Origin of the sequence: Hypnocyclicus thermotrophus, assembly GCF_004365575.1 — a bacterium.
Classification (GTDB): Bacteria; Fusobacteriota; Fusobacteriia; order Fusobacteriales; family Fusobacteriaceae; genus Hypnocyclicus; species Hypnocyclicus thermotrophus.
Window position 1 is genome coordinate 188,293 of the sequence record NZ_SOBG01000001.1, and the last position, 14,127, is coordinate 202,419.

Consider the following 14,127-nt stretch of genomic DNA (forward strand, 5'->3'; position numbering starts at 1 on the left):
CTAAAGTTTTTTTATATAATTAAAGATTAAATTAGTGATTTTATCCAAATCGTTTTCTATTTTATTTAAATTTTCTAAACATATATCATTTGATATTTGTCTTTTTATTTCATTATAATCAATAATATTTATAGTGTTTAGATCGATAGAAGAAGCATATTTATATTTTAAAAGATAATTTCTAATAAAATTATCCTCTAAAACATCTCTATTTAAAACAATTGTTTTTGTATGAGAAATAAGAGCTTCCGCGACACTACTCCAGCCTGATTTTATTATAGCTATATCACTAGCTGCTAAATAATTATGTGTATCAAGAGTATCAATGCTTAATTTTAAGCTATTTCCATCTTCGTTAGTAACATCTATTCCGTCGGTATAAATAACTGTACCGTCAAAGTTTTTAACAACTAAATTAGATAAATTAGCTGATTTTCCACAGCTAATAAAAATTATTTTGTTATATTTTTCTTTTATTTGTTTTATTTTATGAGTGTTAAATTTTCTTGAAATAAAACCTATGGTATCAATATTTGTATTTATAAAATTATGATCTAAAGAGGGAATATATTCGATATAATAATCTATTTTTTTATAAATGTTTTTATAAAAATTGATTATATTTTCTGAAATATTAAGATATTTGTATTGATGATACCATGTAAAATTAGAAGCTTGAATTATTGGAATATTTAGATTTTTTCCAACTTCTATTCCTATTAAAGTAATATCATTTATAATTAATTTTATGTTTAATAGACTTAAATTTTTGACTTCGTTTTTAATTTTATTGTCAATATTTTTTATAAAATTATTTAAGGATTTTTTAGTTTCTAAAATATTTATTTTTAATGAATTTTTATAGTTTATAAGACCAATGTCAGTAGTAAATTCAGAATAGATAATTCTATTTGAATAATTTATTAAGTATTTTTTTGCAAAATCAAGATGTGGTTTATCACATGCAATATAGATATTATATTTAGAAAGCTCTAAAATATTTTTTATAATCGCAACATTTCTAGTAAGATGCCCAAAACCATGACTCGATATATAAAAAGCTATATAGTCCATTTTTGCTCCTTTTTTATAATGATTAAATAGTTTAGTCAAAATATTTTGAATGAAATAAAAGAACACTTTCAAGCTCTTTTTCTACATATTCCCAACGATGACCTTCTCCTTTTACAAGTCTAGCTTCATAATGAAAATTATATTTTTCCATATGTTCAACAATATCTTCCCATTGAAGTAACATAGTATATCCTTTATTATCGTATTCGCCAACACTCAAGTAAAAATATTTAGACTTTACAAGTTCCATATCTTCAGACATTTTTCTTTTTAATAAAGTAAAAACATTTTCATTATTAGAATATCTAATTTTTTTCCCAAAAATTTTTCTTAAATTTCGTAATTCTTTGTTTTTATCACTAAGTTTAAGATGTTTTAATAATCCAAAACCTTTTAAAAGTCTAGAAAAAAGTCTAGGGAAATTAATAGCACCAGCTAAACTAGCAATAGTTTTGTATTTATCAAGATGCTTTAAAGCTAATTTATAAGCCCCATATCCACCCATAGAAAATCCAGTTATTCCCATATTTTGAGTATCAATATTATATCTTTTTTGAATATCATTAATTAATTCTATAGTAAAATAATCTTCATATTTTTTATTTGAAATATTATACCAATTTGTATACCAGCTTCTGCCATTTGCACCAGATTCCGGTAAAACAAGAATAATATCTTTTATTTTATTATTATTAATTAGAGAGTCATAGGTTTCTAAAAGTTTAGCTTTTTCAATCCAATCAATAGCACTATCTCCTAATCCGTGTAAAAAAAATAAAACAGGATATGTTTTCATATTATCATAATTATTTGGCAATACAACAAAATAATCCATAACTTCTGATACAAGATCACTTTTTATTCGATGTCTTTTAACAGTTAAAGTACTATTTCTTTTTTTATGAGAATAATCTTTATAGTTAATCATTTCAACATTTTTAAATTTTAATATTTTTAATATTTTTTGTTTTCTATATAGTTTATATAAAATATAACTTAGTAAAATATAAGTAATTATATTTATTGTTAATCTCATAACTTTCACCTCTTTCATATATAATTATAGCACTATTAAAAAAAAAAACAAATATAAATACTTTAAATTTGCCGAAAATAATTATATAATATATAAAATATTTTAAAAAGGAGTGTTTAGCTTGAAAATCATAAAAATATTATTTATAATAATAATAGTTTTATCTGGTGGATGTCAAAGAGTTCAATATGTATCAGTATCAAAACCAAATATTGACACTTCGACAACAAATCATTTTTTAACACCACAAAAAGATACTATCTTAGAGGGAAATGATAGTGTTAAAGATATTAATAAGAAATCAAATCAAATAGAAACATTAATTATTGAAGATGATGGTTCTTATTATTATTCAGATTAAAATATATTAGGAGGATAAAATGGAAATTATTAACAAAAAAACTTTTCAAAAATACAAGGTTACAAATAATGAATTATCTTTATTATTAAAATATGGGTATATAAATGAAGAAAATGGTGGTTTTTATTTTGATGATAAAAATAAAAATAAAATTATTCTATTAATAAAAGCAGATAGAACAGATAAAATTAATCAAGTATATGCTTTAAGAGAAGTTGTAGATGAACTTCATGATATTTATGCAAAAGATTATTTTGAATCAGATACTATAAAAGTGAATCATCTATTTTTAAAAATAAGAAAATTAAAAAATTTATATGATACAATAGTAAGTGAAGGATTTAAAAAAGATAAGTAATAAAAAGGTAAATAATATTCTTACGTAGACATTCCCTGTTAAAAGAGCTATAATATATATTAAGATATAAATAATATATAAAATTATTCACAAAAATATTAGTGTGGTTTAGGGAGGGGAATGTGGATAAAGAATTTTTGACACCAGGAGAAAAACTGAGAAAAATTCGTAAAAAATATAGTTTAAAACAACATGAAATAACTAATGATGAAGTAACACGTAATTTTATTAGTATGGTAGAAAACAATAGAGCTAATTTAACAATGAGAACGGCAGCTATTATTTGTAAAAAAATAAATGAATTGATTTTTTTAAAAAATGAATTATTTGAAATAAAACCGGAAGAACTTCTTAAAACAGTAAAAGAGCAAATTGATGAAAAAGCTTTAATGTATTTCAAAAAAATAGATAATATTAAATCAAGTGATGAAATAGAAGAAATAATTAATTTTGTAATTGGAAAAGAGTTATCAAATAACATATTTAAATTAAATGTTAAACTAGGAGATTGTTTTTATAAAAATAATGAATTAGAAAAAGCAAAATTTTTTTTAAATACAGCGTTTCATATTGATTTTACTAATAAAGAAATTATAGAAGAAGTGGAAAATAGTTTTTTTAAATTAGCAAAGATAAATTTTTTTACTGATAATATAGAGTGCTTTCGTTCATTAAAAAAATTCATTTTAAATAAAAAAGAATTTTTTTCGGATAAGTTTATAAAATCACTTAATTTTTATTTTTTGTTATTTGAAATATTAAAAAAAAATAATATATTAGAATTAATTAATTATTATGAAACTAGTGATGATATACGATCTTTTATTTTAGGAATTTACAATTTACATTTAGAAAATTATAGCCTTGCAAATTCATATTTTGATATTATTAATAATTCGGAGATTATGATTTTAAAATTAATTGCTAAAATTAAAACAAACCTTTATATTTCAGATAAAAATTTAAAAAAATATTTAATTGAGTTGAAAAATATTTTAGAAAGATTAAAAGAAAATGAATTTTATTATTTGGGATTATATGCACTTTTATATTTTAAAGAACATATAATTATAGAAGAAAACTATATATTAAACGAATTAAATAATAGAGAATTTGAAAAGTATTTAAATTATAAAATTTTTAAAGAGATATTTTTTAAAGATAGTGAAATTCATCTAATATTAAAAGAAAAGAAGAAATTTGAATTATATAAAAATGAAAAAAATGTTGATTATGTATTAAAATAGCGTAAAAACTTATTTTGCGCTATTTTAATTTATAAAATTATTAAAAATAAAAAGAATTATAAAAATTTATTAAATAATTTTAAACAAGAATAAAATTTATCCGATAATTAAAATATATAAATAAATTTTTTAATATAATTAAAGGTGGTAAAATGTATAGTCAACGATATGGATTAAAAACAACAGTATATAATAAGATGATAGATGTATTCAAAAAATATCCTCAAATAAAGCAAGTAAAAATATTTGGTTCAAGAGTACGTGGTGATTATAAAGAAAATTCAGATATTGATTTATCTATTACTTTTAATGAAAGTGGAGATAATATAATTTATAAAGTTATAGAGGATTTATCATTAATTGATACTATACTTATTTTTGATGTGATAGATAATGATAAAATAAAAAATCTAATGCTATGGGAATATCTCGAAAAAGAGGGAGAGATAATTTATAAAACTAATAGACAAGGGGAAGCTATTGTTGACAGAGTACAACTTTTAAAACAATTATCTAATTTTAATATAGCAATAGATTCATTAAAGCAAGGAATTGAGGTATATAAAGAATCGCAAAATGATGCACTTATATTAGATGGGATCTTAAAAAGATTTGAACTTTGTTATGAATTTGCATGGAGGCTTATAAAATCATATTTAGAATACAAAGGATTAGATATAAGTAATGATCCTAAAATAAGTATAAAACAGGGATATAAAAATGATATAATAGATAATGGTGATAAATGGTTAGAAATGTTGTTAGATAGAAATAAAATAATGTATGTATCAAATAGTGAGATAAAAATTAAGATATTTTACAGTATAAGAGATAATTATATATATTTATTAAGTTCGCTTTATAATAAAATGGATAGTTTATTAAATATAAAAAAAAATAAATAAATTTTGAAAAGCTCTTTAGTATAAGTTAAAATATATTAAAGAGTTTTTTTATTTAAATAATAAGATTGCATTTATTTTTGTAATAATTACAAATTTATAAAAAAAACATTGACTAAAGTTTACAAATTTGGTATAAAATATGTAAATAATATAAAATCTAATGTGAATAAAATCATAAAAAAAATAGGAGGATTTAGTATGAAATCTCTAGAATTAAAAAAAGATATTTATTGGGTAGGAGCTTTTGACCCAAATTTAAGAATTTTTGATATTATAATGGAAACACAGTTTGGAACTACTTATAATTCTTATATAGTAAAAGGTAGTGAAAAAACAGCAATTTTTGAGACAGTTAAAGTGAAATTTTTCGATAAATATGTAGAAAAATTAAAAAGTATATTAGGTGATTTAAATAAAGTTGATTATATAGTAGTAGATCATACAGAGCCGGATCATGCAGGGTCTGTAGAAAAATTATTAGAACTTATACCACATGCAAAAGTAGTTGGGTCACAAGCAGCTATAGATTTTTTAGCAGATATATGTAATAGAGAAATAGATTCAATTGTTGTAGAGCACGGTGATACTTTAAATCTTGGGAATAAAACACTTAAATTTATTTCAGCTCCATTTTTACATTGGCCAGATTCTATTTATACTTATGTACCAGAAGACAATTTATTATTTACATGTGATTCATTTGGTTCACATTACAGTTTTGATCAAATATTATATTCAAAAATACCAACTGAAAAACATGATGACTATATGTCAGCATTATTATATTATTATACTGCTATTTTTGGACCATTTAAAAAATATGTACTTGAGGCAATAGATAAAATAAAAGATTTTAATATTGATATGATATGTACTGGGCATGGGCCTGTATTAGATAAAAATCCGTTAGAAATAGTAGAAATTTATAAAAAATGGTCAATAGAAACAAATTCAAATGAAAAACCTAAAATAGTAATTCCTTATGTATCAGCATATGGATATACCGAAGAAATTGCAGAAAAAATAATAGAAGGAATAAATAGTTTTGGGGATTTTGATATAAAAAAATATAATATAAATATTGCAAACTATGGAGAATTAAAGCAATCAATAATGAATGAAATATATTGGGCTGATGGGATATTGTTAGGAACATCTACTATAAATGGCGATGCACTTCCACCTATTTGGGATATAGCTATTTCATTAAATCCTATTGTACATGGTGGGAAAATAGCGTCTGCATTTGGTTCTTATGGATGGAGTGGAGAAGGAGTACCAAACATTATAGATAGATTTGAACAACTTAGAATGAATGTAGTTGATCCATACAGAATAAAATTCAAACCATCAAAAGATGAACTTTTAAATGCTGTAGAATTTGGTAAAAAATTTGCAGAATATGTAACGACAGGCCAAGTACCACCTAGAAAACAAGAAGAAATAGAACTTTTAGAAACTTTGAATCCAAGTGGAGAAATAAAAAAATGGAGATGTCTTGTATGTGGAGAAATATTTGAAGGTGTTCTTCCACCTATGGTTTGTCCAGCTTGTGGAGTAGGACAAGAATTATTTGAAGTTATAGAAGAAACATCAGCAGTATTAACAACTAGCGAAGCAGAAGAAAATATTATTATCATAGGAAATGGAGCAGCTGGAATATCGGCTGCAGAAGCTGCTAGAGAGAGAAATAAAAATGCTAATATAGAAATAATAGCAAAAGCTTCTATCGATGCATATTATAGACCAAGTATATCAGATTTTTTAGGTGATAATGTTACATTAGATGAGCTTTATTTAAAAGAAAAATCATGGTACATAAAAAACAATATAAAAGTTTCATTGAATACATTAATAGAAAAAATAGATACAAATAATAAAACTATTTATTTAGGAGATTCTACAAAAAGAAAATATGATAAACTTATAATAGCTACTGGAAGTAGATCAAATATTCCACCAATTTTAGGAGTTGAAAAACCAGGCACTTATACTCTTAGAGGAAAAGTAGATGCAGATAGAATAAAAGAAAATCTAAAAACAGTAAATAAAATAGCTGTAGTTGGTGGAGGAATTTTAGGATTAGAAGTAGCATCAGAAATAGCTGAAATGGGAAAAGAGGTAATTATAGTAGAAATGGAAGCAAGAATTTTTCCAAAACAGCTTGATGAAGAGGGTTCAGTTATTTTAGAAGAAATCATAAAAAATAGAGGAATAAAATTATATAAAAATCACTTTGTAAGAAAAATAAACGGCAATGAAAAAGTAACAGGAATAGAACTTGATAATGGAAAATCTATTAATGTGGATATGGTAATAATAAGTGCTGGAATTAGATGTAACAAAGAGCTTGCAGAAAGATCAGGAATAATTACAAATTACGGAATAGTAGTTAATAATAAAATGGAAACAAATGTAAAAGATGTTTATGCTTGTGGAGATGTAGCAGAATTTGAAGGGATAGTACAAGGATTATGGAAAACAGCACTTGAGCAAGGTAAAGTAGCAGGAGCAAATGCGGTAGGAGATGATTTAACGTATACATTAGAAAATCAACCTGTAACATTTTCAGGATTAGATACAGAGATATTTTCAATAGGAGATATAGGAAATGATCCAGAAAAAAACTATCAAATATCAGTATATAACGATCCTATAAATAAAGTTTATAAAAAAGCGTATTTTGAAAATAATAAATTTGTAGGTGGAGTACTTATAGGAGATATAACAGCTGCGGGCTCTTTATTATCAGGAATAAAATTAAAATCAGATATGAAAGAACTAACTAAAAAATTATATAAATAATTAAATAAACATCAGTTAATTTAGATTAACTGATGTTTTATTATAAAAAATAAAATTTTAATTATTATTCAAATCTATTAAATTGACAATTAAATAAAAAAAAGTTATACTATATTGATTAAAATTATAAGTAAGGAGAGGTAATGGAATGAAAAAGATATCAATGTTTATTGTACTATCTACAATTATTATAACAGCAATTACATCTATAATAGCTTCAAAACTTATAGGAAACTTATTACTTTTTAGTTTAGCAGTAATAATAATACCACTTATTTTATCTTTTATTATGCTATTTATGTTTATTTTACCAAGACTTGGAGCATTAAACACAATTTTTAATGTATTAAAAGATATCGCAGAAGGAAATTTGGAGACGGATTTATCAGAAGTAGAAAAAGTTAATCCAGCTTTAGCAGAAAAGCTTTCTAAGTTTTTTGTATTATTGAATAAAGTTATAGATAATTCTGTTGTGAGAATAGATAAAATTCTTGATAAAAATAATGTATTAGAACAAGATCTTGATGGGATTGTTATGGGGAATAATGAAAGTGTAAAAAATGGATTATTACAATTAACAGAAGCAGTACAAGATACTATGGATCAAATGAGAAATCAAACTGCAAGTACTCAAGAATCACTTGCAGGAATAGAAGAAGTATCAGCTTCAGCTATCTCAATGAATGAAAATGCAAAATATTCATTAGATATATCAACAGAAGCAAAACAACAAGCTAATGAAAGTATAAAAAATATTGATAATTTATCAAATAAAATGAATCAGATTAATCAAAGTGTGGAGAATGCAAATGTAAAAATTCAAGAATTAACTGTACTATCAGAAAATATAGGAAATATTATTATTGCTATAAATTCAATATCAGAAAAAACAAATTTATTAGCGCTAAATGCAGCAATAGAAGCAGCTAGAGCTGGAGAAGCAGGAAGAGGATTTAGTGTAGTAGCAGAAGAGATAAGAAAATTAGCAGAGCAAACAAATGAAGAAACAAAAAAAATAGAATCAATTATATTTGATATACAAAATAAAGTAATGGATACTAAAATAGCAAATGATGATGTATCTAAAAATGTTACAGAAGGACTTGAAGTAAATACTGTTGTTAATGAGCAAATAAATAAAATACTTGAAATAACAGAAAAAACAAATGCAAAAATAGAAGAAATAACTTATGCAACAGAAGAACAAATGAATGCAACGGAAGAAATAAGCAAAGCAATAAATAGTATTAGTGAAAGTGCTACAGAGATAGAATCAAAAGGAATGTTTAATTTAGAAGTAACAGAAGAAGTATCAGATATGCTCGCGACAAAACTTATAGAAATAAAAGATATAATAAAAGAGCTAGAAAATTTTAAAGAAGAATTAAAGGAATTAAAAAAATAAATTATATAAAAAGGACTTTAGGATTTAAAAACCTAGAGTCCTTTTTATATTTAGGATTCACGATTTACCATAAAAAGACTGTAAATCCAAATGAAAAAAATGGAAGAGGCGCATATCCTAATAAATCTTGAATAAACCCAAGTCCAGTACTGTTTACCATAGTATCTATTTGATTTTCTAAATCACCTATAACAGTATTAGAATCAGGTAAAGTAAAATCACTTGGTGGAGTAACACCATATTCGTTTAATTTGTTTTGTAAGTCAAATAAATCAGATTGAAGTAAAGCTTTTAATTCAGTTTCTTGATCAGTAGTTAAAAGGTCATTAGCACCGTCGTCTATCTTGGTAACTATATCATTAGCAGTTGTGCTATCAACAGTAGCATTTATATCAAATGTATTAGCTCCTGATATTTTTTTTACAAATTGTAATCCTATTTCCCAGTCTAAACTAAGAAAATCTCCGTATTGATATCCCCAACCTAAACCTATATATGGTAAGTATTTTCCAAAATCAGTATTGACAGTTCCGTTCATAATTGCGGGAGAAGACCCACCATAATCATAAGAAATATTATTCATTTTAAAATTAATATCACTTAAATTGTATGTATAACCACCAGTTAATCTAAATCCTCCTGCAAATGGATGAAAATGAGCATTAGCTTTAAGAGCAGATATTTTTAAGTTACCAGTCAAGTCCCCAGTTGTAAAATTATTAAGTGTAAAATTATTATATTCTAATGATGAGCTAAAAAAATCATTAAATGTATATATCCCCTTTAATTGATAACCACCAGTACTTATTCCTACGCCTATACCAAGATCTTCTTTAGTAAAAGCATAAGAGAGAGTAGAAATTATTAATATTAATAATAGAATTAATTTTTTCATATTTTTCTCCTTTCTATATATATTTTTATAAATAATTAATTATAGAATTTTAACTTTAAAAATAATATTTAAAGTTTTTCTATTAATATTATATTCGAAATTTTTTACAAAAACTATAGAAAAAATAAGTCCTCATAATGAGGACTTAAATTAAAATTTAAATTTATTGATTTCATTATTTACAGTATCTGAATTTTGGGCTAGATTTTCAGCTACAATAACAAGATCATTTATAGAAGTACTTGTTTCTGTCATGGCATAATTTATTTCTTCAATACTTGAAGAAATATCTTCAAATACGCTTTTTATTTCATTAGAAGTAGTACTTAATTCTATTACTTCATCAGTTTGCTTTCTAGTGTTATCATAAACCATATCTATAGATGATACAGCATTTGAGAGGACATCCATAACTTGTTCAAATATATTTTCGATTCTTTTTATTTCATTAGTCATATCAGACATTTTTTCTCTTGATTTATTTGAATTATTTACAGTAATATCAATTTTTTCAGAAACATTATTAACTTTATTTTCTATTTCTTCTGCCATCATTTTACTATTTCCAGCAAGTTTTCTAATTTCGTCAGCAACTACAGCAAAACCTTTACCAGCTTCTCCAGCTCTAGCTGCTTCTATTGCTGCATTTAGTGCTAATAAATTTGTTTGTTCTGTAATAGCATAAATTTTATTTACAAATTCTTGTATCTCATTTGATAATGATTTTAAAGTTTCTACTTCATTTATATTATCTTCAATTTCATGTGTAATAACATTAATTTTTTCAGTAGCACTTTTTATAGTAGACTTTTCTTCGAGAGATTTTTGTAACATTGATTCATTTTCAGATTTTATATTATTAAATTCATGAAGCATATTTTCAGAATTTTCAGCTATAGAATTTGCATTTTTAGCCATTTCTTGAAGTTTTTTAACAGAATTATTAACGTTTCCTGTTATTTCGGAAACACTAGCAGATATTTCTTCTGATGAAGAGCTACTTCTCAGTATTGTATCAGATATTTTATTTGCTTCATCTTTTGTATGTTTTGAAGAATTACTAACTTCTTGAATAGTTTCTTTAAAAGCAGCTATCATTTTTTCAAAAGATGTTCTAATTATTTTCATTTCATAGTTTTCTTTAATTTTTTTAGATTTTTGTTTTTTATTATTATTTTTAGATTTTTTATTAGAATTAGACTTTTTAATTTTTTTAGATTTTTTTTCTTTTTGACCTAATTCATTAAAATCAATATTTAAATCTAATTGTGAAAGTTTTTCAGTCATAGCTATTAATTTATTTAAAAAGCTATTAATATTATTAGTAATATTAATAGAAAGTAGAGTAAGTAAAGCTATTATTCCTAGAATAATAATAATATTATTAATAGAACTAGATTTTATATGTTTTTCTGTTTCTTCAGTAACTTTTTTAATATTATTAATTGACATAGTATTTTGAAGTTGAGTAGAATCAATAAATGGTTTTAAAACAAAACCAACATTATCAAATTCTACTAGTATTTTTCTTTCAAAAATATTATTAATATCATAATTAAGTTGTTCAATTTCTTTATTTAATTTTTGGATCTTATCACTATTTTTAGAAATATCAGAAATACTAGTGGATAATTTTTTTATTTGAATCTCTTTTTTTAATTTTTCTTTTATTAAATTAGAATAATTTTTTGTATGAGTTCTCAGTTTATCTAATATAGGAGAAACACCATTTCCATTAGAAGTATCAATACTTGAAAAACCTCTTTCAAAAGAATCGATACCATTAATGGCATTAGTTTGATATTTTTGTACTAAAAAAATATTTTTAGATTTTCCTAGTAAAAAAATATTCTTTAAATAATCATTAGTAAGCCTTGTTTGGGCTATTTGAGCAAGAACCATTTTACCATTATTTTGTTTTATTTGTTCTACACTACTTGCAATATTTTCAGCTTTCTCAGAAAAACTTGAAGCTGTATTATTAAAAATACCAAGTAATAAAAATAGCGATAAAATAATAATAGCAAAACCACCTTTTAATTTTGTTGTTAACTTCATAACTGCTTCACTCCTTTATTTACCATCTCTTAAATGTACTAAAAGAAAAAAATTTAACTATTTATATACATCTCTATTTAAAATTATACAACTTTTTTATTTGAAATACAATAAAAAATTATTTTATAATTGAATTAAATTTTTCAATATCATTTATAATTATATCTAAAGCGCCTTGCCAAAATTCTTTTTTTGTAATATCAATATTTATTGAGTTCATAATATCTTCAATATTATTTTTTCCAGTTATAGATAAAAGAATATCATATTTTTTTATAAATTTATTTTTATCTTCTAAATATAACTTATATAATCCTTTTGCAAAAAGTAAACCAAAAGTATAAGGGAAATTATAGTAATTTACTTCAGCAGAATAATAGTGAGGTTTACATATCCACATATATTTGTGTAAATAATTTTTGTCGAGGCCTTTTCCATATGCTTTTTTTTGTGCTTCTAACATTAGATTATTTATTTTTTCTAAAGATAGTGAACCTTTTTCTCTTTCTTTTATAAAAGAATCTTCAAATAAAAATCTAGAGTAAATATCAACTATAATTTGAGTATTATGTGTAAGATCTTGTTCTAAAATAAATAATTTTTCATCATCTGAAGCATTTTTTAAAATTGCATTTTTTACAATTGTTTCGCAAAAAATAGAAGCAGTTTCAGCAATAGGCATAGTATAATTACTATTAAACAGATGTTGATTTTTAATTGCTTCACCATGGTATCCGTGCCCTAATTCATGAGCTAAAGTAGAGACATCATTAAAGCTACCACTAAAATTTAACATTATTCTACTTTCTTTTTCAGAATGAATATTTAAACAAAAAGCACCACCTCTTTTTCCTTGAGCTGGTAAAAAATCTACCCAATTATTATCAAAAGCTTTTTTTGCATAGTTACTAAGAGAAGAACTAAATTTATTAAAATTTGTTATAATAAAGTCTTTTGCTTCTTCTATAGTATATTTTTTATCAATATTTCCAATGGGAGCAAATAAATCATAAAAAGGAAGACTGTTTTGATGCCCTAAAATTTTAGCTTTTTTTAATAAATATTTTTCAAAATATTTTAAATTTTCTTGAATAGTTTCAAACATTATATTTAACGTAGATTTACTTACTCTTGACTGAATAAGAGTTTTTTCTAATAAAGAATTATAGCCTCTCATTTTAGCTTCTAAAATAGCTTCACCTTTTATAGCGTTTAATGCAAAAGAAACAGGAGATTCTATATTCTTGTATGATTCTATTTCAGCAAAATATGCCTTTTTTCTTATAGTAGAATCTTTATCATAAGCAAGATTTCTAATAGACGAAAGAGGTAATTGTTTTTGTTTACCATTTATTTCTATATTTACTAAAAGATTAGCGGTAAGATTTTCTTGAAGTTTTGTCCAGTATTTTGAACCTGTATTTTTCATTTTTTCTAATAAAAGTTCTTCATTATCACTTAATAAATGTTTAGATAATTGTTTTTGTTCACTTAAATAGAATTTAAACTCTTTTAAATAATTTCTTGAATTGATTATATCATCTAAATTATCTAAATTTTTTAAATATTTTTTTAAATTAACTTCTATTTCAGTAATATTAGTATTAAAGTTTTCAATTTTTTCTAAATATTCCATAGCGTCACTATCATTTACATTTGTACTTAATTTTAATTCGCAAAAATAATAAATTTTTAAAAATTTTGAAAAGTACTCAGAATATTCTTCTAAAAATTTTTCTAATAAATTAATATTATTTTGATTAAAGAAATTTTTAAAATAACTTTTTTTTTCAATTAAATAATTAAAGTCATTTTTAAATTCTTCATTATTAAAAGATGTATATAAAATATCTAAATTCCAATTATGCATAAATCCCTCCTAATTTTGTATTTATATTATAAATATTATAGCACAAATAAATAAATTACTACAAATCAAAATCATTTTTTAAAATACACTTTTAAACTCATTACAAATATGAT

The 14,127-nt window shown here is 23.2% G+C and carries 11 protein-coding genes; 6 read left to right on the plus strand and 5 right to left on the minus strand.

Features of this window, described 5'->3' with window-relative positions; all coding sequences use genetic code 11:
• Both EV215_RS00910 and EV215_RS00915 read right to left on the minus strand, forming a co-directional pair.
• Window positions 1–1,074, minus strand: a complete 1,074-nt coding sequence (locus tag EV215_RS00910; RefSeq protein WP_134111987.1) for a hypothetical protein — start codon at window positions 1,072–1,074, stop codon at window positions 1–3.
• Between the two features lie 31 nt (window positions 1,075–1,105).
• On the minus strand, window positions 1,106–2,110 hold the full coding sequence (locus EV215_RS00915; RefSeq protein WP_166667297.1) for an alpha/beta hydrolase: 1,005 nt from the start codon (window positions 2,108–2,110) through the stop codon (window positions 1,106–1,108).
• 121 nt (window positions 2,111–2,231) lie between these two features.
• On the opposite strand from EV215_RS00915, the gene EV215_RS00920 reads away from it, so the two are divergent.
• The 6 genes from EV215_RS00920 (at window position 2,232) to EV215_RS00945 (ending at window position 9,191) form a co-directional block, all read left to right on the plus strand.
• Entirely contained in the window at window positions 2,232–2,471 is a 240-nt protein-coding gene (locus EV215_RS00920) for a hypothetical protein (protein ID WP_134111990.1), read from the plus strand.
• 19 nt (window positions 2,472–2,490) lie between these two features.
• The gene (locus EV215_RS00925) at window positions 2,491–2,829 is read left to right on the plus strand and encodes a hypothetical protein (RefSeq protein ID WP_134111992.1); all 339 of its coding nucleotides are present in this window, start codon (window positions 2,491–2,493) and stop codon (window positions 2,827–2,829) included.
• Between the two features lie 122 nt (window positions 2,830–2,951).
• Entirely contained in the window at window positions 2,952–4,076 is a 1,125-nt protein-coding gene (locus EV215_RS00930) for a helix-turn-helix domain-containing protein (protein ID WP_134111994.1), read from the plus strand.
• Window positions 4,077–4,228: 152 nt separating this feature from the next.
• Window positions 4,229–4,981 carry an HI0074 family nucleotidyltransferase substrate-binding subunit gene (locus tag EV215_RS00935; protein ID WP_134111995.1) on the plus strand — a complete coding sequence of 251 codons (753 nt, stop codon included), beginning with the start codon at window positions 4,229–4,231 and terminating at the stop codon, window positions 4,979–4,981.
• A 198-nt stretch (window positions 4,982–5,179) separates the two neighbouring features.
• A complete protein-coding gene (locus tag EV215_RS00940; protein WP_134111997.1) occupies window positions 5,180–7,786 on the plus strand; it encodes an FAD-dependent oxidoreductase in 2,607 nt (868 codons plus the stop codon).
• Window positions 7,787–7,934: 148 nt separating this feature from the next.
• The gene (locus EV215_RS00945; protein ID WP_134111999.1) at window positions 7,935–9,191 is read left to right on the plus strand and encodes a methyl-accepting chemotaxis protein; all 1,257 of its coding nucleotides are present in this window, start codon (window positions 7,935–7,937) and stop codon (window positions 9,189–9,191) included.
• Between the two features lie 64 nt (window positions 9,192–9,255).
• Here EV215_RS00945 and EV215_RS00950 read toward each other — a convergent pair whose 3' ends face one another.
• The 3 genes from EV215_RS00950 to EV215_RS00960 all read right to left on the minus strand — a co-directional run bounded on the left by EV215_RS00950 (window position 9,256) and on the right by EV215_RS00960 (window position 14,014).
• Window positions 9,256–10,086, minus strand: coding sequence for a hypothetical protein (locus tag EV215_RS00950; protein WP_134112000.1), 831 nt, complete (start codon window positions 10,084–10,086; stop codon window positions 9,256–9,258).
• A 150-nt stretch (window positions 10,087–10,236) separates the two neighbouring features.
• Window positions 10,237–12,144 (minus strand): methyl-accepting chemotaxis protein, encoded by a 1,908-nt coding sequence (locus EV215_RS00955; RefSeq protein WP_134112002.1) that lies wholly within the window; start codon window positions 12,142–12,144, stop codon window positions 10,237–10,239.
• A 118-nt stretch (window positions 12,145–12,262) separates the two neighbouring features.
• Window positions 12,263–14,014 (minus strand): M3 family oligoendopeptidase, encoded by a 1,752-nt coding sequence (locus EV215_RS00960; RefSeq protein ID WP_134112004.1) that lies wholly within the window; start codon window positions 14,012–14,014, stop codon window positions 12,263–12,265.
• Between the last annotated feature and the right edge of the window lie 113 nt (window positions 14,015–14,127).

What these genes read in the sequence shown, in the direction of transcription:
- EV215_RS00935 (WP_134111995.1), top strand. Translation starts at nt 4,229, where the DNA reads ATGTATAGTCAACGATATGGATTAAAAACAACAGTATATAATAAGATG.
- EV215_RS00915 (WP_166667297.1), bottom strand. Translation starts at nt 2,110, where the DNA reads ATGAGATTAACAATAAATATAATTACTTATATTTTACTAAGTTATATT.
- EV215_RS00945 (WP_134111999.1), top strand. Translation starts at nt 7,935, where the DNA reads ATGAAAAAGATATCAATGTTTATTGTACTATCTACAATTATTATAACA.
- EV215_RS00925 (WP_134111992.1), top strand. Translation starts at nt 2,491, where the DNA reads ATGGAAATTATTAACAAAAAAACTTTTCAAAAATACAAGGTTACAAAT.
- EV215_RS00950 (WP_134112000.1), bottom strand. Translation starts at nt 10,086, where the DNA reads ATGAAAAAATTAATTCTATTATTAATATTAATAATTTCTACTCTCTCT.
- EV215_RS00910 (WP_134111987.1), bottom strand. Translation starts at nt 1,074, where the DNA reads ATGGACTATATAGCTTTTTATATATCGAGTCATGGTTTTGGGCATCTT.
- EV215_RS00955 (WP_134112002.1), bottom strand. Translation starts at nt 12,144, where the DNA reads ATGAAGTTAACAACAAAATTAAAAGGTGGTTTTGCTATTATTATTTTA.
- EV215_RS00960 (WP_134112004.1), bottom strand. Translation starts at nt 14,014, where the DNA reads ATGCATAATTGGAATTTAGATATTTTATATACATCTTTTAATAATGAA.
- EV215_RS00940 (WP_134111997.1), top strand. Translation starts at nt 5,180, where the DNA reads ATGAAATCTCTAGAATTAAAAAAAGATATTTATTGGGTAGGAGCTTTT.